The organism is Streptomyces sp. NC-S4, from assembly GCF_054353315.1.
In genome coordinates this window covers 5,713,398-5,732,698 of sequence record NZ_CM135937.1, presented here as the reverse complement: position 1 = coordinate 5,732,698, position 19,301 = coordinate 5,713,398, and the positions used below count along the sequence as shown (strand labels likewise).

Here is a 19,301-nt window from a genome sequence, read left to right as displayed (position 1 = left end):
GATCACCTCGGGCGGTCGAGGCGCTGGATGAGCAGGTCGGCGAGGTCCTCCCGGGTGGGCGGGGCGGCGTAGTGGGTCAGGTACACGGCGTTGAGCAGCTGGTCGGCGGCGACCAGCTCGGACTGGGAGCGGCTGAGGAACTCCCGGATCAGGTCGGCTCCGAGGCGGGCGGCCTCCTCGCCGAGGTGGGCGCGGACCATGGTGGCGAGCCGTTTCTCGCCGGGCTGACCGAGCTTCAGCTGGATGCAGCGGCGTAACAGGGCGGCCGGGAAGTCCCGTTCCCCGTTGCTGGTCAGGATGATGAACGGGAAGGCCCGGCAGCGCACGCGGCCGCCGTGGACGGTGACCTTGGTCCCGTCGTCGGTGAGCACCTGGACCTCGGGCTCGCTGTCGGCGACCCGTTCCAGCTCGGGGAGGGCGAACTCCCCTTCCTCCAGCACGTTCAGCAGGTCGTTGGGGAGGTCTATGTCGCTCTTGTCGAGCTCGTCGATGAGCAGGACGCGGGGCCGGGCCGTCGGCAGCAGGGCGGTGCCGAGCGGCCCGAGCCGGATGTACTTCCCGATGCCGGGGACCCCGGAGGCCGCGGCGGCGGCCGGGGTGCTCGCGCCGCCCGCGCCGCCCGCGCCCGCGCCGCCCGCGCCCGCGCCCGCGCCGCCCGTGCCCGCGCTGCCCGCGCTGCCCGCGCTGCTCGCGGCGATCTGGACGTCCTGCAGCCGGGCCAGGGCGTCGTAGCGGTACAGGCCGTCCTGGAGCACGGTGCGGGACACCACGGGCCAGCGCAGCACCCGGCCCAGTTTGAGCTCGTGGGCGACGGCGTGCGCGAGGGTGGACTTCCCGGTGCCGGGGAAGCCGGTCACGAGCAGCGGCCGCCGCAGGTACAGGGCCGCGTTGATGGCCTCCAGCTCCTCCGGTTCCGGCCGGTGCAGTTCGGCGGCCTGCCGGTGCGCCCCGAGCCGCCGGGCCACGTTGCCGTCGGCGGCCCGGGCCGGACCGCCCGGTTCCGCCACGGGTCCGCCGTCGAAGTCCCGCCAGGGCGGCGGGTCGGGCAGGGCGTCGATCCCGTCGTGGGGCTCGCCCACCCCGCGGTAAATGAGCCACTCGTCGTTCATGGTGCTCCTGCTCCCTCCCTCGCGTCGTCCGCGGCGGCCCCCGTCACAGGTCGCCCTGGAGCGGCTCCTCCTCCGGCAGCGGTCGCGCCGGGTCCTCCCACACCAGCCCCGTCCCGGCCGCCCAGTAGGCGTCGGGATCCGCCCCGTACGCCCGGCCCCGCAGGTTCTGCAGGCGTACGGGGAGCACTTCCGCCCGCCCGGCGTCGGCCAGTTCCTCCCGCAGCCCGCGGTGGAAGGGCGCGCAGGAGGCTCCCGGGTCCGGTGGCGGCCGCCGGGTCACCACCACCCCGTAGCCGGCGTCGCGTACCGCGTGCAGCGAGCCGAGCGTGGGCTCCTGGTCGGCCGCGCGGCAGTGCACCGGCACGGTGTTGTCGGGGAGTCCGGTCAGCCATTCGGCGGCGGGGCTGCGCGGGCGTCCCCGTATGCAGTCGGCGCGTTCGTCCTGCAGCGGTCCGGCCTGGACCCGCGCCCATCGGGCGGACGCGTCGGTGCCCTCGCGGTCGGCGGGGTGCTCCCTGGCGGCGCCCGGGGCGGCCGCGCCGGGGCCGGCTCCGCCCGGGTTCGGGCCAGCGGGGTTCGCGCCGCCCGGGTTCGTCGCGGCGGGGTTCGTCCCGGCGGGGTGGCGCAGGACCACCGGCCGCTGCACGCCGAGCGGTACGCCGCCCACCACCACCCATTCGTCCACGGCCAGCCCGAACAGCGCGGGGGCCACGGCCACTTCGAGCAGGGCCGCCGCCTCGTGGGTGTCGCAGCGCCGGAAGGCCTCGGCGAGCGGGGCCCGCAAGGCCTCAGGCAGGCCCGCCAGGGTGGCCCGTACGCCCGAGTCCACGGGTGTCACCCGTCCGGTGTGCGCGGGACCGGCCAGCACCGAGACCCGCCAGTCGTAGACGTCCTCCCAGCCGTGCGCCCACACCTCCAGCAGCACCGAGGCCCCGGGCGGCAGGCCGCCGGAGCGCCGTGCCGGGCCGTGCGCCGCCCGCCCGGCCGAGGCCCGGCGGCGCCGCTCGCGCTCGGCGAGGCCCCGCTCGTGGCGCTCGCCGAGCTCGCGCCGCAGCGGCCGCCACAGCCGCTCGGCCGTGGCCCGTACCCAGTCCCACAGTTCCTCGTCCGCGCCCGGTGTGGCCGGCTCCCGGTACTCGGCCACGCTCACGTCCGTCGCGTACCGGAGCATCGCCGCGGCCTCCGCGGTCCCGCCCGGCGGGTCGTGCAGCAGTCCCAGCCCGTCGCGCCAGCTCAGCGGGGCCGGCGGCAGCGGGTCCGGCTCCTCGCCGCGCGCCTCCTCGACCAGGGCGCGTACGACCTCGGAGGAGCCCGGCGGGGGCAGCTCGGCCAGCAGCCCGAACAGGGTGGTGCGCTCACCGGGGGTGAGCCGGCCCCGGCCGGCGTACGGGTCGCCCTCCTGCGGCGGGAGCTCGCCGTGCACGTCCGTCCAGGTCCGCCGGTTGTCGAGGTCGCTGAGGTGCTGGTCGTAGTGGTACAGGTCGTGGGCCTGCATGATCCGGCGGTAGAGCCCGACCTGGCCGCGCGCGGCCATCGGCAGGGTGCGCAACTGCACGACGGAGACGGCGAGCCCGCCGCCCCCCGCCTGCCGCCGGGCCTTGAGCACGCCGACGACCTCGCCGCGGACGAGGTCCACCACGGGCCCGCCGGACATGCCGGGCTCGATCTCGTCGTCGTCGCCGAGCCGGATGGCCGCGCCGTTCCCGGCGGTGCCGCGCAGCCGGGTGGTGCGGCCGGTGATCTCGGGGGTGCCGAGGTCCTCGGTGCAGCCGAAGTAGGCGACCTCGTCGAAGCGTGGTCTGGAGCGGTCGGTCAGCCATACGCAGGCGTGCGAGACGGGTGCCAGCACCCTGACCAGCGCCAGGTCGGGCAGGTCCCACAGCGCGTGCCGGGCGGGCCGCCGCTCCTCCAGCCGCTCGGGCAGTACGCACTCCACGCGCCCGGTGACCGTGCCGGTGATGCTCCCGGCGGAAAAGGTGATGCCGACCTCGCGTCCTGCCAGACGCACCGCAGCACCCCCTTCGCCGACCACGTGCGCGCACGTCAGGACCCAGCCGGGGGCGATGAAGAAGCCGCTCCCCCACGTGGGACCGGTCCGATGACTGCGAGGGTTGTCATACCCGCCCGGCGGGGCGTGAACGCGTACGGTCGCCGCCTGGACGAGGGGCTCCAGAAGCTCGAAGGCGCGCGCGGACCCGGTCGTGCGCCCGTCCGTCATCCGCACCCCCCGCTCGTTGGGCATCCAGGCTAGACCCGGGAACGGCGCGTGCGGGAGGTCTCGCCGATAGGCGGATTATCCTGGCGGGAAACACCCCCTGCACACCCCCATCACGGCACGGAGCCCGACTTGTACTTCACCGATCGCGGCATCGAGGAGCTGGAGAAGCGGCGCGGCGAGGAGGAGGTCACCTTCGAGTGGCTCGCCGAGCAGCTGCGCACCTTCGTCGACCTGAACCCGGACTTCGAGGTCCCGGTGGAACGCCTGGCCACCTGGCTGGCCCGGCTGGACGACGACGAGGACGCGGACGACGAGTGACCCTCCGGGTCCGGGCACCGGCCCGACGGGCCTGCCCGGACCCCCGCCCGGACCGGCCGGTTCCGTCCGCCGGAACCGAATTCCGTCGGCCCCGGCGCCGCCACCGGGCAGCATGGGCCCGGTGAAGGACCTGCCTCCCGGCCTGCCGCCGGCCCACTCGCGCAAGTGGCACAACCGCCGCTGGTGGGACCAGCTGGGCTACCTGCGCGTGCGCTCCTTGGGGAACCCGCAGTGGCCCCGGGACATGCCGTGGCTGATCACGCGGCTGCGACGCGAACGCTCGACGGCCCTGCCCGCCGATCGCGACCTCTACGACGAGGCGATCGCCGCCGCGCAGGCCTATGCGCGCATCCGTGGCCGGACGCCCGAGGCCGAACGGGCATGGGACCGGCTGCTCGAACCCGTCGACGAGTTGCTGACGAGACGCCAGACCAGACATCTGACCGCGACCCGCGAAGCCCGGACCGGGGAGTCCGACGCAGGCGCCTGACCGGCTCAGAGGTCGCCGACGACAGCGTCGAGCACGGCACGAGCAGCGCCGAGGACCGGAGCCGCCCGTCCACACCCGGCGCAGGGCGCGTGCGCCGTCGTGCACTCCTTGTCGGGGTGCACGTAGGAGGCCTCGACCGCCGGGCGATCCGGGCAGCCCGTCACCTCGCCACCTCCTCGGCGAGACGTGCCCGGCCCACCCGGACGAGCAGCCGTACGGCCGCGACCCGGCAGAAGTACGCCCCCGGGCCGGGTGTCGAGGCCCAGTAGAGGGTCCGGCTGGACACGGGTCGGACCCTCCCGAGGTCAGGCACCCCGAGGTGGGTGCCGTGGCCGAGGCATTCGACCGTGCTCTGGGGCTTCCAGCGCTCCGCCGTACCCGGCTCGACGAGCGCATAGCGGTTCCGGCCGCGCGGGTCGTGGATCACGGGCCCTTCCAGGGCCCAGGTGAGCGCGAGGTCCACGATCCGGTCGTCACTGCTCTCCACGGCCGCGTGGGCCAGCGGGTCCGGGATCCGTACGGCCTCGAAGCGGGCCCCGAGCGGCAGCACGGCGACACCGTGCTCCCACCATGCGGCATGCGCCGCCGCGGGATCGGCGAGGCTGCGGGCGTACCAGTCGGCAGTCTTCTTCCAGGTCACGGCAGCTCCCTACGGTCCTCAGCGGGTAGTGGGACGAGCGTAGAAATCGGAAACCACTCCACGAAGTGACCCCCGGTACGGGTACTTTGGTGACATTTCGCAGGCGGGAGAGTGTCGTGGGCGCACCGGTGGATCCCACCCCGACCCCCGGTCAGGGAACCCGCCAACGCGGTCGCGGCGGCGTGGTGTCCGGCTATGTTTTCCGGTTGGTCCGCGAGCATCTGGGGCACACGCAGGAGTCTCTGTCCGAGGCCTTCGGGGTCTCCGTGGACACGGTGGCGGGCTGGGAGTCGGGGCGGCGGCCGCTGACCTCTCTGGCGGTGGGGCAGATGCTGGCGCATCGCCACCGGCTCATGCGCATGGGTGCCAGCACCGCGCTGCTCCTCGTCCTGGAGAAGGCACTGGAGGCGGATCTCCTCCTGGCGAACGTGCTCACCGACGACGGGCCCACAGGTGACAGCCCCCTGGGTACGTGGGTCCTGCAACGCGATCTTGTCGAGGTGCTGGTCTGGCCCCTGAACGGGGTGGCCCCCGAGCCGCTGCGCGCCCACGTGGCCGTCGGCAGGCCACGCCGCGGCCCCAGCCCCGACGGACCCGCGCTGTCGGCGGACGACCGGCGACGGTTCTTCCGCCACATCCGCCGAACCGCGGAGGAAGCCCGCTCCGGCGAGTTCCTGCTCCGCCGCCAGGCTCTCTACCTGGCCGGTTACGACGATGCCCCGGACACCGCCGCCTGGCTCGCGCAGCAGCAGCGGGCGGAGCGTCCGCAGGACTGGCTCACCCGCTGGCTGGCTGCACGCTCCGTGGCAGCCGTCGCCGCCCGCCAGGGCGACCGAGACCGTATGCGGCACTTCGTCTCCACCACTCTGGACGACGAGACGGGCGAGGCGGCCAATCTGAACTACTGGGCCTACTGGCTCGGTGAGAGCCCTCACCTCCAGCTCTCCGACGAGTTCATCGCCGCACCCGGGCCCGGGACCTGGCACGGCCACAGAGTGTTCCAGCACCTCGTGAAAGGCCTCGCGCCCGAGCACGGCTTCCTCGATCTGAACATTCACACCTTGTGGGCCCTGATCGCCGCGCGCCCCACCCTCCTGGGCCCCGCCGCCGGGCGGACCCTCCGGGACCGGTTGCCCGTGTTGTTGGATGACACCGGGCCCTCGCCGCGCGCGCGTCGGGAGCTGGAAGGCATTCGGTACGCGATCCGCCTCGCCGAGGCATGAAGGAGAGACACAGTGGCTGACGACCTGTCCGCGGTGGCCGGCTTCCTCTACGAGGCGGGAACGCTCAAGCACACGCGCCGCACGGGCTGGTGGATGGCCGGCGTCAACGACCCGGAGAGCGTCGCCGAACACTCCTGGCGCACGGCACTCATCGCGTCCATCATCGCGAAACTGGAAGGCGCCGACCCCGCGCGGGCGGCGTTCCTCGCTGTGTGGCACGACACCCAGGAGACCCGCACGGGGGACGTCAACCACCTCGGGAAGAAGTACGCGACGAGCGCCGACCCGATCGCGGTGACGGCCGACCAGACCGCCGGGATGCCTCAGGTGCTGGCCTCGGCGATTCGGGAGATCGTCGCCGAGTACGAGGCCAAGGACTCGCCGGAGGCCGTCTGTGCCCGCGACGCCGACAAGCTGGAGTGCATGCTCCAGGGCATCGAGTACAAGGCCCAGGGTCACGCCCTTGCCCAGCGGTGGATCGACAACAGCAGGGCCCGTCTGACGACGGAGGCCGGGCAGCGGCTGGCCGACGAGCTGCTGGGCCAGGACCCGCTCGACTGGCTGCGCACCGTCCTCGGCGAGACGCCCTGAGGACGTCCCGCAGGGGTGCGTACGACACCGGCCCGGCCGCTCGGGAGCGGTCGGGCCGGTGTCGTGTGCGCCGCGGACAGCGGCGCGGTGAGGTTCCTCGGGCGCCCGGGATCAGGCGGCCTTGGTCTCCCAGAAGATGCGGTCGATCTCGGCGATGAGCTCGAGGGCCTTCGCGCCGGTCGCCGGGTCGTTCGACGCCTTGGCGGCCGAGAGGGCCTTCAGGGTGTCGTTGACCAGGGTGTGCAGCTGGGGGTACTTCTCGAAGTGCGGGGGCTTGAAGTAGTCGCTCCACAGCACCGAGACGTGGTGCTTGGCGAGCTCGGCGCGCTGCTCCTTGATGGTGATGGCGCGCGCGCGGAAGTCGGCGTCTTCGTTGGCCTGGTACTTCTCCTGCACGGCCTTGACGGACTCGGCCTCGATGCGGGCCTGGGCAGGGTCGTACACGCCGCACGGAAGATCGCAGTGGGCGGAGACCTTCGCCTTGGGGGCGAAGAGGCGGGAAAGCATGGAGTTTGTCCTCCTCGTGATCGTCTTCTCAAGGGGGAGGTTACTCGCTGAACAACCGGATTTCGCGGGCGCCCCCATGGGCTTGGGACAAAAGTCCAGGGGCACGGCCGGACCGGTGAGCGAATGTACGGACCCGTGCGGCAGCATGCGGGGGTGACGAGGAGGACACGCATGGTGGAGATCGGGCGCCCGCTCACGCGGTTCGGGGTGGTCGACGTGACGGGGGCCTCGATGGTGCCCACGCTGCTGAACGGGGACCAGCTGGTGGTCCGGTACGGGGCTGCCGTGCGGCCGGGCAGCGTGGTCGTGCTGCGGCATCCGCTCCAGCAGGACCTGCTGGTGGTCAAACGCGCGGTGGAGCGGCGGCCGGGCCGCAGCTGGTGGGTGCTCGGCGACAACCCGTACAACGAGACCGGCGACAGCACCGTGTTCGGGCCGGTGCCCGCGGAGCTGGTGCTGGCGACGGCGGTGCTGCGCTTCCGGCCGCGCGAGGAGGATCAGCGTTCGCTGAGGGCCCGGCTGTCCTGGGCCGCCTCGGCGCTGCGCCCGCTGCGGGCGGACTCCTCGGCCTCCAGCCGCTTGCGGGCCCGGTAGGCGGCCACGTTCGCCCGGGTGGCGCAGCGGTCGGAGCAGTAGCGCCGGGAGCGGTTGGTGGAGGTGTCCAGGTAGGCGTTGCGGCAGGGTGCGGCCTGGCACAGGCCCAGGCGGTCGGGGCCGTGCTCGGTGAGGGCGAAGGCCAGGCCCATGGCCGCCATGGCGGCGTAGCCGGCGGAGGCGTTCGAGGGGTGCTCGGCGAGGTGGATGTGCCAGTCGGGGCGGCCGTCCTCGGCGAGGGTCTCGTGGCCGGACACCTGGGGGCTGACGGGGAACTCCATGAGCAGCGAGTTCAGCAGGTCGACCGCGAGGACCTCGTCGCCGCCGTCGGCGGCCTCGAAGACGGAGCGCAGGCGGCCGCGGACGTTGCGGAAGCGGGTGACGTCACCGTCGGTGACGCGGCGCGCCATCTGCTGACTTGCGCCGAACAGGGCGCGGACGGCGTCCACCGAGGTGAGCGCGTCCTTGTTGCGGGCCGGCTCCTCGGTGTTGACCAGGCGCACGGCGAAGTCCGAGTAATGGGCCAGTTCCACTTGTAGTCCTTACGGCTGCGGATTAGTGTCTCCGGTAACAGCTGAGACGTCTTCGAGGGTATTACGTATGGAGGGGTTCGGGATGACGGATACGGCGAATGTCTGGCAGGCCTGGCAGGACAGCTGGGACCGGCAGCAGGAGTGGTACATGCCCGACCGCGAGGAGCGGTTCCGCGTGATGCTGGACATGGTCGAGGCACTGGTGGGACCCGCCCCCCGGGTGCTGGATCTCGCATGCGGTACGGGAAGTATTACGGACCGCGTCCTCAAGCGGTTCCCGGAAGCCACCAGCACGGGCGTCGACCTCGACCCCGCCCTGTTGACGATCGCCGAGGGGCACTTCGCGGGCGACGCACGCGTCACCTTCGTGACCGCCGACCTCAAGGACCCCGACTGGCGCGCCGCCCTCCCCCACGACCACTACGACGCGATCCTGACGGCCACCGCCCTTCACTGGCTGCACAGCGAGGACCTGGCCGTGCTGTACGGGCAGCTCGCGCCGCTGCTGGGCCCCGGCGGGGTCTTCATGAACGCCGACCACATGCCCGAACCGGCCACCCCGCGCATCAACGCCGCCGAGCGCGCCCACCGGCACGCGGGCATGGACCGGGCCAAGGCGGCCGGGGCGGTGGACTGGCGCGAGTGGTGGGACCTGGCGGGCGCCGACCCGGCGCTGACCGAGCACGTGAAGCGGCGCTTCGAGATCTACGGGGAGCACGCGGACGGCGACACCCCCACCGCGGCCTGGCACGCCGAGACCCTGCGCGCCGCGGGCTTCGCGGAGGCCCGTACGGTCTGGCGCTCCCCCTCGGACGCGCTGGTCCTCGGACTGAAGTAGCGACCCCGGGACGACGGTCCCGGCGTGACGGTCCCGGCATGACCGAGGGGCGGTACGGGATCCCGTACCGCCCCTCGTCACCACCCCTCGGAGCTACAGCACCTTGGAGAGGAACGCCTTCGTGCGGTCGTGCTGGGGGTTGCCCAGGACCTCGCGGGGGTGACCCGACTCGACGACCACGCCGCCGTCCATGAAGACGAGGTTGTCGCCGACCTCGCGGGCGAAGCCCATCTCGTGGGTGACCACGATCATGGTCATGCCCGACTCGGCCAGGTCCCGCATGACGTCGAGGACGTCACCGACCAGCTCCGGGTCGAGGGCCGAGGTGGGCTCGTCGAAGAGCATCAGCTTCGGCTCCATGGCCAGCGCGCGGGCGATCGCCACGCGCTGCTGCTGGCCGCCGGAGAGCTGGGTGGGGTAGTTCCCGCCCTTGTCACCGAGACCCACGCGGTCCAGGAGCTTGATGGCACGCTCGCGCGCCACCGCCTTCGACTCCCCCTTGACCATGACGGGGGCTTCCATCACGTTCTCGATGGCCGTCATGTGCGGGAAGAGGTTGAAGCGCTGGAAGACCATGCCGATGTCCCGGCGCTGCGCCGCGACCTCGCTGTCCTTCAGCTCGTAGAGCTTGTCGCCCTTCTGGCGGTAGCCGACGAGGTCCCCGTCGACGTACAGCCGGCCGGCGTTGATCTGCTCCAGGTGGTTGATGCACCGCAGGAACGTCGACTTGCCGGAGCCGGACGGGCCGACCAGACAGAAGACCTCACGCGGGGCGACCTCCAGGTCGATTCCCTTGAGGATGTGCGCCGCACCGTAGGACTTGTGGACGCCCTCGGCCTTCACCATGGCAGTCGTCATCAGGCCACCGCCTTGCGGTTCGAGAAGCTGGACAGTTTCGCCTTGATCTTCTGCAGCGGTGTCGGCGGCAGCGAGCGGAGCGCACCACGGGCGTAGCGGCGCTCCAGGTAGTACTGGCCGACGCTGAACACCGAGGTCAGGGCGAGGTACCAGATCGACGCGACGAAGAACATCTCCATCACCGCGAACGAGGTCGAGGCGATGTCCTGGGCGGCGCGCAGCAGGTCGAAGTACTGCACGGCGACCACGAGCGACGAGGTCTTCAGCATGTTGATGAACTCGTTGCCGGACGGCGGCACGATCACCCGCATGGCCTGCGGCAGCACGACGCGGCGCATGGTCTGCGTGCGGGTCATGCCGAGCGCGTGCGAGGCCTCCGTCTGGCCCTCGTCGACCGACTGGATGCCGGCGCGGACGATCTCCGCCATGTACGCGCCCTCGTTCAGGCCCAGACCCAGCAGGGCGGCCAGGAACGGGGTCATGACCTGGGTCATCTCGTCCTTGTAGAACCCGAGGTTCAGGATCGGGAAGATCAGGGCGAGGTTGAACCAGATCAGCAGCTGCACGTACACCGGGGTGCCGCGGAACAGCCAGATGTAGAACCAGGCGATGGTGCTGGTCACCGGGTTCTTCGAGAGCCGCATGACGGCGAAGAGGATACCGAGGACCAGGCCCAGGGCCATCGAGGTGATGCTGATCCAGACCGTGTTGACGACACCGCGCAGGATCGTCGGGTCGAACAGCTTCTCCGGGACGGTCGCCCAGCGCACGTTGCCCTGCGAGAAGGCGAAGGCGAGCGCCACGACCAGGCCGATGACGACCACGGCGCTGATCCAGCGGCCGTAGTGGCGCACCGGGATGGCCTTGATGGCCTCGGGGGGGACGGCCCCGGCCGGCGGGTTGTCCGCCGGGCCCGGGACCTTGTCGAGCTTGTCAGTCACAGTGACTGCCCTTCAGTGTGCTGCGGTGGTACGCGTGGGTCAGGAGCCTGCGTTGATCTTGGCCTCGGTCACGGCACCGGAGCCCGCGTTCCACTTGTCCAGGGCGGCCTTGTAGGTGCCGTCCTTGATGACCGCGTCAAGGGCTTCCTTGAGCGCGTCGCGCAGCTGGGTGTTCTTCTTGTCCACCGCGATGCCGAAGAGGCCGGCGTCGGTCGGGTTGGCGATGGCCTCGAAGTCGTTGCCGCCACCGGCGGTCTGCGCGATGTACGCGGCGACCGGGGAGTCGTTCAGGTCGGCGGCGGCGCCACCGGCCTTCACGCGGGTCTGGGCCTCGGCGTCGGTCGGGAAGGACTCGATCTTGAGCTCGCCCTTGCCGTCCGTCTTGCACTTCTCGGCCTGGGTCTTGGCGGACTCCTCGTACGTGGTGCCGCGCTGGACGGCGACCGTCTTGCCGCACAGGTCGTCGAGGGTCTTGATGTTCTGGGGGTTGCCCTTCTTCACCAGGATGCCGGTCGAGGCGGAGAAGTAGTCGACGAAGTCGACACCGGCACCGGTCTTGGCGCCCTTGTCGTCCAGGCCCTCCTGACGGGCCTTGGTGTCGGTGAGCGAGGACATGACCAGGTCGCTGCGGCCCGTCTGCATGCTGCCGATCAGCGTGTCGAAGGTGCCGGACTCGAACTTGAACTGCACGCCGAGCTGCTTGGCCAGCGCCGCCGCCACGTCGGGGTCGACACCGACGATCTTGCCGCCCTCGGTGAACTCCATCGGCGCGTAGGTGGCGTCCGTGCCGACCTTGATCACACCCGCGTCCTGGATCTTCTTCGGGAGCTTGGCGAAGAGCGGGGCGCTGCTGTTGGCGGCCGCGCCCGACGGGGTGCCGGAGGCCTTGTCGGTCTGGTCACCACAACCGGTGAGGATCAGGGCGCCCGCGACCGCGATCGCGCCGACCGCGGCGATCCGGGACCGTGCAGCGGTCGTACGACGGGTGGTGCTAGCGGTCATGGCTTGGTTCCTCCGGCGCTGGTGGAAAAGCAACGAAAAACGGTCGAACACGCACCATCGAGTGTCGCGACCTTGTGTGATTACGGCATCTTGCCATTCGGACTGAGACATTCAGGGTGCCCGTCAGGTCAAAATCGCATAACGGGCGCCCGGGGTAGCCCAACAGGACTGCGGAGAAGGGGGTTCGAGGCCGCAGATACTGCTGTGACCTGCTGTTTTTGCCGCAGTTTCTACGGAGCGTCTCGCCCACTGGACGGCAAGGTTTGGACTTTTCGCCAAAAGACGGGCAGCAGGCCTACAGTTGAGCGGGAATCGACTCGTCTGGGCGAGCGTTCTTCGGGTAGAACAGATCCTTACACCCCTCATCCGGGGCTCAGGGCGCGCGTGCGGCGCGCCCGCGCGTACGAACCTCCCCTTCGCGGAGACGGGCCAACCGTTGACGCGGAGTACGGACGCGGTGCCCGCCCACCCCTTAACCAGGAGTGGCCACCCTCAACGAACAAAAGGAATTAAGGGGTCACACGAAGTGGCAGCGGAGATCGTCAACCCTCGCAGCGACAGCGCGACGGACAACAACCCCGACGCGGTGTTCGCACTGCACCGGGGCGGCAAGATGGCCATCCAGGCCACGGTTCCGGTGAACGACAAGGACGACCTGTCCCTCGCGTACACGCCGGGCGTGGCGAAGGTGTGCACGGCCATCGCCGAGCAGCCGGAGCTGGTGAACGAGTACACCTGGAAGTCCAACGTGGTCGCCGTCGTCACCGACGGCACGGCCGTGCTCGGCCTCGGTGACATCGGCCCGGAAGCCTCCCTCCCCGTGATGGAGGGCAAGGCCATCCTCTTCAAGCAGTTCGGTGGTGTGGACGCGGTTCCGATCGCGCTCGCCACCAAGGACACGGACGAGATCGTCGAGACGGTCATCCGTCTGGCCCCGTCCTTCGGCGGGGTGAACCTGGAGGACATCTCGGCGCCCCGCTGCTTCGAGATCGAGCGCCGCCTCCAGGAGGCGCTGGACATCCCGATCTTCCACGACGACCAGCACGGCACGGCCATCGTGACGCTGGCCGCGCTGCGCAACGCCGCCAAGCTCACCGGTCGCACCCTCGGCGACCTGCGCGCCGTGATCGCGGGCGCGGGCGCGGCGGGCATCGCCATCGCCAAGATCCTGGTGGACGCGGGCATCGGCGACGTCTGCGTCACCGACCGCAAGGGCGTCGTGTCCGCGGACCGCTCCGACCTGACGGACGTCAAGGCGGAGATCGCGGGCCTGACCAACAAGACCGGGCAGACGGGCTCCCTGGAGACCGCTCTGAACGGCGCGGACGTCTTCATCGGCGTCTCCGGCGGCTCCGTCGCCGAGGAGGCGGTGGCCACCATGGCGAAGGACGCGTTCGTCTTCGCCATGGCCAACCCGAACCCGGAGGTCCACCCGGACGTCGCGCACAAGTACGCGGCGGTCGTGGCCACGGGCCGTTCGGACTTCCCGAACCAGATCAACAACGTGCTGGCGTTCCCGGGCATCTTCGCGGGTGCCTTCAAGGTGCGCGCCACCCGGATCACCGAGGGCATGAAGATCGCCGCCGCCGACGCCATCGCCGGCGTCGTGGGTGACGAGCTCGCCGCCGACTACGTGATCCCGTCGCCGTTCGACGAGCGCGTGGCCGAGGCCGTCGCCACGGCCGTGGCCGCCGCGGCCAAGGCCGACGGTGTGGCCCGTCTCGTCTGAGACCGGACCCGAGCAGTACGCCAAGAGGCCCGACCGGATCCCCTCCGGCCGGGCCTCTGCCGTTCCGCTGCCCTTCCGCACGGCGCCCGCACGGTACGGCCCCGGCGGGCCTTGCCGACCCCCGGCGTCGGTCGCCCCTAGGGGGTGTCCGTCGCCCCGTCGAGCCGGAGCCGGGCCGCCAGGAAGATCGCGGCCACCGAGGGCCGCACCCCGTACATGGCCCCTTCGCCGGCTCCCTGCTCCCACCAGGTGAACGGGTAGCGCCGCCCGGTTCCGTCCAGCGGCTTGCACATCGCGGAGATCACCCCCGCGATCCTCGGCGGGGTGAACTCGGCGGCGGGCCGACCGAGCACCCCTTCGAACAGCTCGGCCGATCCGATCCGAGCGCCCGGGTGCTCGATCAGGTGGTCGAAGATCCGGCGGGCACTGTCGGAGCCCTGCGCCCGAAGCCCCGTCAGATAGCCGAGGGCCAGTCCGCCGTCCGCCGCCGCCCACGGGGGCGCGGAGTGGCCCGATCCGCCGTCGTGGCGGTCCCACTCCGGGTCGTTCTCGTTCAAGTACTGCACGGTTTCCTCCCCTTTGGGTACGGTCCGCACCCGAACGGAGCCTACGGCGGGCACGGCCGTGTGACGGGAACGGGGGTGGATGCCGGGACTACCGAGCGGTAGCGTCGCCGCATGTTCGCTGCCTACGCCGCCCGAATCGACCGTGACCAGCCGCTGAACGGCCTTGTGCTGGGCGACCGCCCGGCCCCCGAGGCCCGGCCCGGCTGGGTGACCGTGAACGTCAGGGCCGCCTCCCTCAACCACCACGACCTGTGGTCGCTGCGCGGGGTCGGCCTCGGCGAGGAAAAACTCCCGATGATCCTCGGCTGCGACGCCGCCGGGATCGACCAGGACGGCAACGAGGTCGTCCTGCACTCCGTGATCGGCCAGAGCGGCCACGGGGTCGGCCCGGACGAGCCGCGCTCGATCCTGACCGAGCGCTATCAGGGCACCTTCGCCGAACAGGTGACCGTCCCCGCCTGGAACGTGCTGCGCAAGCCCGCCGAGCTCACCTTCGAGGAGGCCGCCTGCCTTCCGACGGCCTGGCTGACGGCGTACCGGATGCTGTTCACCAACGCCTGGGTCCGCCCCGGCGACTCCGTCCTGGTGCAGGGGGCCGGCGGCGGGGTCGCGACCGCCGCGATCGCCCTCGGCAAGGCGGCCGGCCTGCGGGTGTTCGCCACGAGCCGGGACGAGGCCAAGCGCAAGCGGGCCGTGGAGCTGGGCGCGGTGGAAGCGTTCGAGCCGGGTGCGCGGCTGCCGCAGCGGGTGGACGCGGTGATCGAGACGGTGGGCGCCGCCACCTGGTCGCACTCGGTGAAGTCCCTGCGTCCCGGCGGCACCCTGGTGATCTCCGGCGCCACGAGCGGCGACCGCCCCGCGCACGCCGAGCTGACCCGGATCTTCTTCCTGGAGCTGAAGGTGGTCGGCTCGACGATGGGCTCGAAGGACGAGCTGGAGGACCTCCTCGCCTTCTGCGCGGCCACCGGGCTGCGGCCGGTCATCGACGAGGTGCTGCCGCTGGACCGGGCGCGGGAGGGATTCGAGAAGCTCGCGGCGGGCGACCTCTTCGGCAAGATCGTCCTCAAGCCCTGACCACCATTGATGTCAACCAGGGTTGACGAACCTCCCGCGTCAACCTAAATTGACATCCATGACCGAAGCCACTGATCTCGCCGAGCGGGCCGGTGACCGTGACCCGCGCGTGGGCCTGCGTGCCGTGGCCGCCCTCCGCAGGCTGCTGGAGCAGCTGGAGGCCGTACAGGTACGCAGTGCCCGCGCGCAGGGGTGGTCCTGGCAGGAGATCGCGGCCGAGCTGGGCGTCAGCCGGCAGGCCGTGCACAAGAAGTACGGGAGGCTCTGATGTTCGAACGCTTCACCCGCGACGCCCGGTCGACCGTGACCGGGGCGGTGACCGAGGCCCGGCAGGCCGGGGCTCCGACCGTCACCGAGGAGCACCTGCTGCTCTCCCTGCTGGCCCTGGGCACCCTGGACCCGCTCGGCGTGGACCGCGCGGCGGTGGCCGCCGACCTAGCGGCGGCCCGCCGCCGGGGCGGCATGTCCAGGGCGGACGAGGAGGCGCTGGCCGGACTCGGCATCGACCTCACCGGGATCGTCTCCCGGATCGAGGATGCCCACGGCGAGGGCGCCCTCGCGGCTCCCGCGCCCCGCAGGCGGACCCTGGGCGCCTCGATCCGCTCCGCCCTCGGGCGCGAGGACGCGGACGACCGCACCGGCAGCTACCGGGTCCCCTTCGCCGAGGACGCGAAGAAGGTGCTGGAGCAGTCCCTGCGCATCGCACTGGGCCGCAAGGACAACCACATCGGCACCCTGCACCTGCTGCTGGCCCTGACCTCCCGCCCCGGCACCGTCTCGGAGGTCCTGTCGGACCACGGCGTCACCTACGGCACGGCCGAAACGACCCTGGCAGCCTGACCACCCCTCCAGCCCCGCCGGCGTCTGAGGCGCGGGGTCCGGGGCGGCGCCCCGCTCCTTCAGCCCCGTCGGCGTTTGAGGCGCGGGGTCCGGGGCGGCGCCCCGCTCTTTCAGCCCCGTCGGCGTTTGAGGCGCGGGGTCCGGGGCGGCGCCCCGCTCTTTCAGCCCCGTCGGCGTTTGAGGCGCGGGGTCCGGGGCGGCGCCCCGCTCTTTCAGCCCCGCCGGCGTTTGAGGCGCGGGGTCCGGGGCGGCGCCCCGCTCTTTCAGCCCCGCCGGCGTTTGAGGCGCGGGGTCCGGGGCGGCGCCCCGCTCTTTCAGCCCCGCCGGCGTTTGAGGCGCGGGGTCCGGGGCGGCGCCCCGGCAGCGGTGCCGCGGGCGGGCTACGACCCGGCGCCGAACGTGGCTCCCAGCCGGCCGCTGGCGGCCTTCAGGTGCCCGCGGGCCTCGGCCACCTGGGCCGCGGTCACGCCGTGGTCCCGCGCCGCATCGCGGACCTCGTCGCGGAAACGGTCCAGCAGACGGTCCAGGTCACGGGCCGGGTCACCGGTCGGCGCCAGGTCGGCGGCCCAGTCCCCGTCCGCCACTCCGGCGTCCGCCGCCGCCCCGGCGGTCCCCGCGGCCCCCGCGGCCCCCGCCGAGTGCGGGGCCTGCGTACCGCTCCCGAGCCAGGCTCCGGCCAGGCTGCCCAGGACGCCGCCGGACTTGGCGAACTGCTCCTGGAGCTGACCCGCGATGCGCTGGACCTCCTCGCGGGCCCGCTCCTGGGCCTCCTTGGCCTGACGGCGGGCCTGCTGCGCCTCCTCGCGGGCCCGGCGGCTCTCGTCCTTCGCCCGGCGCGCCTGTTCCTTCCACTCCTGCCGCGCCTTGCGCAGGTCCTCCTTGGCGGCCTTCCAGGACTCGTCCTCGACCTGGGTCGCCGACGCGGACGCCGCGGCCCGCATCTCGCGGCGCAGGTCCCCCGCCGCGCCCCGGACGTCGTCGCGGATCTCGGCGGCGAGCTCGGTGACCGAGTCGCGGATCTCCAGCTCCAGGTCGGCCAGTTCCCCGCCGCGGTCGGCGAGTTCGGCCCGGCCCGCATCGGTGATCGAGTACACCTTGCGCCCGCCCTCGGTGGCGTGCGTGACCAGGCCCTCGGCCTCCAGCTTCGCCAGCCGCGGGTACACGGTGCCCGCGGAGGGCGCGTACAGGCCCTGGAAGCGCTCCTCCAGGAGGCGGATCACCTCGTACCCGTGGCGCGGGGCCTCGTCCAGCAACTTGAGGAGGTACAGGCGGAGTCGGCCGTGGGCGAAGACGGGCGGCATGTCAGAGCACCTTCTTGTCGAGCGCGAGGGGGGCGGCGGGGCGGTCCGCGTCGGCCTGCGGGCGGCGCAGCAGCGCGATCGAGCCGGAGACGGTGGTCGCCCGCAGGGTGCCGGCGCCGGAGCCGAGCGTTCCGGTGATCCGCTTGGCGCCCATCTGACCGGAGATCCGCAAGTCCTCGAAGGCGTTGGAGACGCGGCCGGTGGCGGTGTTGGCCTCGACCTTGGCGTCGGCGGGGTGCGGGAGGCGGATCGCGACCTGCCCGGAGACGGAGTTGAGGAAGATGTCCACCGGCCGGGGGTCGGCGGGGTCCGCGGCGAGGTCGATGAGCATGTCACCGCTGACCGAGTCCGCCCGCACGTTGCCGCCCGAGCCGTCGACCACGGTCAGGCCGCCGGAGACGGAGTGGAAGCCGAACTCGCCGGAGACGGACTGGGCCTCGACGCTGCCGGAGACGGTGTGCGCCTTGACCCGGCCGGACAGCCCGACCAGCGTGGCGTCGCCGGAGACCCCGTTGACGTCGGTGCCGCCGGAGATGCCGGAGACGAAGACGGCTGCACCGACCGCGGCCACGTGGACCCGGGTGGCGGCGGGCACGGTGAGGGTGATCGCGACGCTGCGCTCCCAGGCCTTGCGGCCGGAGGCGGAACCGGCCCAGGCCTTCCAGGGCTTGGTCTCGAACCACTGCTTGAGGCCCTGGGAGCCGTTCCGGGGCAGGTCCTCGTAGGAGACGGTGAGCGTGCCGCCGTCCTGCACGACGTACAGGGGCGGTCCGTCCACCTCGGTCACCTCCAGGCGGGCCGGGCCCTCCTCGGCGGCGACCACGTTCACCGTGCCGCTCACGAGGCGGACGCGCAGCTCGGTCACCGGCTCCTCGAAGGTGAGCTTCTGCGGTGCGTCGAAGTGCCATGTCGACGGCGACGACGACTCGGGCGACTGCTCTGCCATGGTGCTGATCCTCCTCGTGCGTTCACGGACGGGGCTCGACGCACGCAACATATCGCGTCTTCTTGCTAACACGATATATCGCGGTTGGGTGAAGTCAAGCGCCCTTCCGAAACCCTCCGATTCAGGGCGTTTTGCACTACTGTGTGGGCATGTCAATATCCAGGGCCGCGACCGGCGGAATGCTGCTCTGCCGTGCCGAACCCCTTGCCGTCCGGCCCCCGGCACATCTGTTGCGCGTACGCCTGCTGCTCGCCCCGGCGGGCGCGTGGAGCGTGCTGGTTCCCGAGGACAAGCCGTGGCGGGACGGCACGGAGACCGTCGCGGAGGTCCTCTCCGGGTGGGGCTCGGCGCTCGCGATCGGCACCGACCGGCCCGTGCTGAGCCTGTGGTGGGAGGGCGGCCGGACCGGATTCGCCCTGGCCGGCGGGTTCCGGCGGACCGTGGCCTACGCGTGGGACGCGGCCGGGGGCCCGGCCGGCGAGCCCGACGCCATGCGGACCCTGTCGGCACGCCTCGGCCTGGACCCCGTACTCGACCTGGCGGAACTGGAGCGCCTCACCCGCGCCGACCCCGACCCCGCCGTGGACGGGGAGGCCCGGCTGCTCGCGCTGGTCGCCCTGCTCACGCGCGCGGGACTGGCCCTGCCGCCCGGGCTCGCCCCGGGCGAATCGGCCGACCGGCTGCGGGGTGCGGCCCGGGTGGCTCCCGGCGTGGAGACGCTGGAGTGGTCCGGCCGGCGCGACGCGGTACGGGCCGGGCTCGACGCCGTGGAGCAGGGCCCGCTCGGCCCGTGGCTGCGCGGCCCGAGGGCCCGGCTGCTGGGCGCCGCCCAAATGGCCGCGGGCGTGCCCCTGCTGGCCTGGGCGGCCCACCGCCGCCGCCCGGGCTGGGCGGCGGCGGGTGCGGTCCTGCTGGGGCAGGGGGCCCTCTCCCTGGCGTACGACCGGGCCCGGGCGCGGCGCTAGGCCGTCTCTTTCGGATCT

Annotated in this window: 22 protein-coding genes; 11 read left to right on the top strand and 11 right to left on the bottom strand. The window is 72.3% G+C overall.

Annotation, left to right across the window (positions count from 1 at the left end; all coding sequences use genetic code 11):
• Positions 1-2: 2 nt before the first annotated feature.
• Both ACXNSR_RS26020 and ACXNSR_RS26015 read right to left on the bottom strand, forming a co-directional pair.
• Entirely contained in the window at positions 3-1,109 is a 1,107-nt protein-coding gene (locus ACXNSR_RS26020) for an AAA family ATPase (protein WP_458637849.1), read from the bottom strand.
• A gap of 43 nt (positions 1,110-1,152) precedes the next feature.
• Entirely contained in the window at positions 1,153-3,327 is a 2,175-nt protein-coding gene (locus ACXNSR_RS26015; RefSeq protein ID WP_458643393.1) for a VMAP-C domain-containing protein, read from the bottom strand.
• 129 nt (positions 3,328-3,456) lie between these two features.
• Here ACXNSR_RS26015 and ACXNSR_RS26010 point away from each other — a divergent pair, with 129 nt between their 5' ends.
• The gene (locus ACXNSR_RS26010; protein WP_030009408.1) at positions 3,457-3,645 is read left to right on the top strand and encodes a DUF6104 family protein; all 189 of its coding nucleotides are present in this window, start codon (positions 3,457-3,459) and stop codon (positions 3,643-3,645) included.
• Positions 3,646-3,766: 121 nt separating this feature from the next.
• On the top strand, positions 3,767-4,135 hold the full coding sequence (locus ACXNSR_RS26005; RefSeq protein WP_458637848.1) for a hypothetical protein: 369 nt from the start codon (positions 3,767-3,769) through the stop codon (positions 4,133-4,135).
• Between the two features lie 160 nt (positions 4,136-4,295).
• Here ACXNSR_RS26005 and ACXNSR_RS26000 read toward each other — a convergent pair whose 3' ends face one another.
• Positions 4,296-4,775 (bottom strand): hypothetical protein, encoded by a 480-nt coding sequence (locus ACXNSR_RS26000; protein ID WP_458637847.1) that lies wholly within the window; start codon positions 4,773-4,775, stop codon positions 4,296-4,298.
• A gap of 116 nt (positions 4,776-4,891) precedes the next feature.
• On the opposite strand from ACXNSR_RS26000, the gene ACXNSR_RS25995 reads away from it, so the two are divergent.
• Both ACXNSR_RS25995 and ACXNSR_RS25990 read left to right on the top strand, forming a co-directional pair.
• Positions 4,892-5,998, top strand: coding sequence for a helix-turn-helix domain-containing protein (locus tag ACXNSR_RS25995; RefSeq protein ID WP_458637846.1), 1,107 nt, complete (start codon positions 4,892-4,894; stop codon positions 5,996-5,998).
• A 12-nt stretch (positions 5,999-6,010) separates the two neighbouring features.
• Positions 6,011-6,589: an HD domain-containing protein gene (locus ACXNSR_RS25990; protein WP_458637845.1), complete on the top strand. Its 579-nt coding sequence runs from the start codon at positions 6,011-6,013 to the stop codon at positions 6,587-6,589.
• Between the two features lie 111 nt (positions 6,590-6,700).
• Here ACXNSR_RS25990 and sodN read toward each other — a convergent pair whose 3' ends face one another.
• On the bottom strand, positions 6,701-7,096 hold the full coding sequence (sodN, locus tag ACXNSR_RS25985; RefSeq protein WP_030009413.1) for a superoxide dismutase, Ni: 396 nt from the start codon (positions 7,094-7,096) through the stop codon (positions 6,701-6,703).
• Positions 7,097-7,267: 171 nt separating this feature from the next.
• On the opposite strand from sodN, the gene sodX reads away from it, so the two are divergent.
• Positions 7,268-7,690 (top strand): nickel-type superoxide dismutase maturation protease, encoded by a 423-nt coding sequence (gene sodX / locus ACXNSR_RS25980; RefSeq protein ID WP_458637844.1) that lies wholly within the window; start codon positions 7,268-7,270, stop codon positions 7,688-7,690.
• On the opposite strand, the gene ACXNSR_RS25975 is transcribed toward sodX, so the two are convergent.
• Positions 7,594-8,223, bottom strand: a complete 630-nt coding sequence (locus ACXNSR_RS25975; RefSeq protein ID WP_458637843.1) for a CGNR zinc finger domain-containing protein — start codon at positions 8,221-8,223, stop codon at positions 7,594-7,596. The genes sodX and ACXNSR_RS25975 overlap by 97 nt on opposite strands.
• An 82-nt stretch (positions 8,224-8,305) precedes the next feature.
• Between ACXNSR_RS25975 and ACXNSR_RS25970 the strand changes: the two genes are divergently transcribed.
• Entirely contained in the window at positions 8,306-9,061 is a 756-nt protein-coding gene (locus ACXNSR_RS25970; RefSeq protein WP_458637842.1) for a methyltransferase domain-containing protein, read from the top strand.
• A 93-nt stretch (positions 9,062-9,154) separates the two neighbouring features.
• On the opposite strand, the gene ACXNSR_RS25965 is transcribed toward ACXNSR_RS25970, so the two are convergent.
• The 3 genes from ACXNSR_RS25965 to ACXNSR_RS25955 are packed head-to-tail and all read right to left on the bottom strand — an operon-like array spanning position 9,155 to position 11,862.
• Positions 9,155-9,919 carry an amino acid ABC transporter ATP-binding protein gene (locus ACXNSR_RS25965; protein WP_328788785.1) on the bottom strand — a complete coding sequence of 255 codons (765 nt, stop codon included), beginning with the start codon at positions 9,917-9,919 and terminating at the stop codon, positions 9,155-9,157.
• Positions 9,919-10,860, bottom strand: a complete 942-nt coding sequence (locus tag ACXNSR_RS25960; protein ID WP_458637841.1) for an amino acid ABC transporter permease — start codon at positions 10,858-10,860, stop codon at positions 9,919-9,921. Before ACXNSR_RS25960 ends, ACXNSR_RS25965 begins: the two co-directional genes overlap by 1 nt.
• Positions 10,861-10,899: 39 nt before the next feature.
• Positions 10,900-11,862 (bottom strand): ABC transporter substrate-binding protein, encoded by a 963-nt coding sequence (locus ACXNSR_RS25955; protein WP_458637840.1) that lies wholly within the window; start codon positions 11,860-11,862, stop codon positions 10,900-10,902.
• Between the two features lie 526 nt (positions 11,863-12,388).
• Between ACXNSR_RS25955 and ACXNSR_RS25950 the strand changes: the two genes are divergently transcribed.
• Positions 12,389-13,591 (top strand): NAD(P)-dependent malic enzyme, encoded by a 1,203-nt coding sequence (locus tag ACXNSR_RS25950; protein ID WP_150259204.1) that lies wholly within the window; start codon positions 12,389-12,391, stop codon positions 13,589-13,591.
• A 137-nt stretch (positions 13,592-13,728) separates the two neighbouring features.
• On the opposite strand, the gene ACXNSR_RS25945 is transcribed toward ACXNSR_RS25950, so the two are convergent.
• Positions 13,729-14,157 carry a DUF6416 domain-containing protein gene (locus ACXNSR_RS25945; RefSeq protein ID WP_458637839.1) on the bottom strand — a complete coding sequence of 143 codons (429 nt, stop codon included), beginning with the start codon at positions 14,155-14,157 and terminating at the stop codon, positions 13,729-13,731.
• Positions 14,158-14,268: 111 nt separating this feature from the next.
• On the opposite strand from ACXNSR_RS25945, the gene ACXNSR_RS25940 reads away from it, so the two are divergent.
• From ACXNSR_RS25940 to ACXNSR_RS25930, 3 genes are read left to right on the top strand one after another with little or no spacing between them, the layout of a single operon-like run.
• Positions 14,269-15,231: a zinc-binding dehydrogenase gene (locus ACXNSR_RS25940; RefSeq protein ID WP_458637838.1), complete on the top strand. Its 963-nt coding sequence runs from the start codon at positions 14,269-14,271 to the stop codon at positions 15,229-15,231.
• 58 nt (positions 15,232-15,289) lie between these two features.
• Complete coding sequence (locus ACXNSR_RS25935; RefSeq protein WP_030013034.1) at positions 15,290-15,499, top strand: helix-turn-helix domain-containing protein; 210 nt, start codon at positions 15,290-15,292, stop codon at positions 15,497-15,499.
• Complete coding sequence (locus ACXNSR_RS25930; protein WP_458637837.1) at positions 15,499-16,071, top strand: Clp protease N-terminal domain-containing protein; 573 nt, start codon at positions 15,499-15,501, stop codon at positions 16,069-16,071. Before ACXNSR_RS25935 ends, ACXNSR_RS25930 begins: the two co-directional genes overlap by 1 nt.
• A 380-nt stretch (positions 16,072-16,451) precedes the next feature.
• Here ACXNSR_RS25930 and ACXNSR_RS25925 read toward each other — a convergent pair whose 3' ends face one another.
• Together ACXNSR_RS25925 and ACXNSR_RS25920 are read right to left on the bottom strand one after the other, a co-directional pair.
• Positions 16,452-17,372, bottom strand: coding sequence for a PadR family transcriptional regulator (locus ACXNSR_RS25925; protein ID WP_458637836.1), 921 nt, complete (start codon positions 17,370-17,372; stop codon positions 16,452-16,454).
• A gap of 1 nt (position 17,373) precedes the next feature.
• Complete coding sequence (locus ACXNSR_RS25920; RefSeq protein WP_458637835.1) at positions 17,374-18,318, bottom strand: DUF4097 family beta strand repeat-containing protein; 945 nt, start codon at positions 18,316-18,318, stop codon at positions 17,374-17,376.
• Between the two features lie 155 nt (positions 18,319-18,473).
• On the opposite strand from ACXNSR_RS25920, the gene ACXNSR_RS25915 reads away from it, so the two are divergent.
• On the top strand, positions 18,474-19,283 hold the full coding sequence (locus ACXNSR_RS25915) for a hypothetical protein (RefSeq protein WP_458643392.1): 810 nt from the start codon (positions 18,474-18,476) through the stop codon (positions 19,281-19,283).
• Positions 19,284-19,301: the final 18 nt, after the last annotated feature.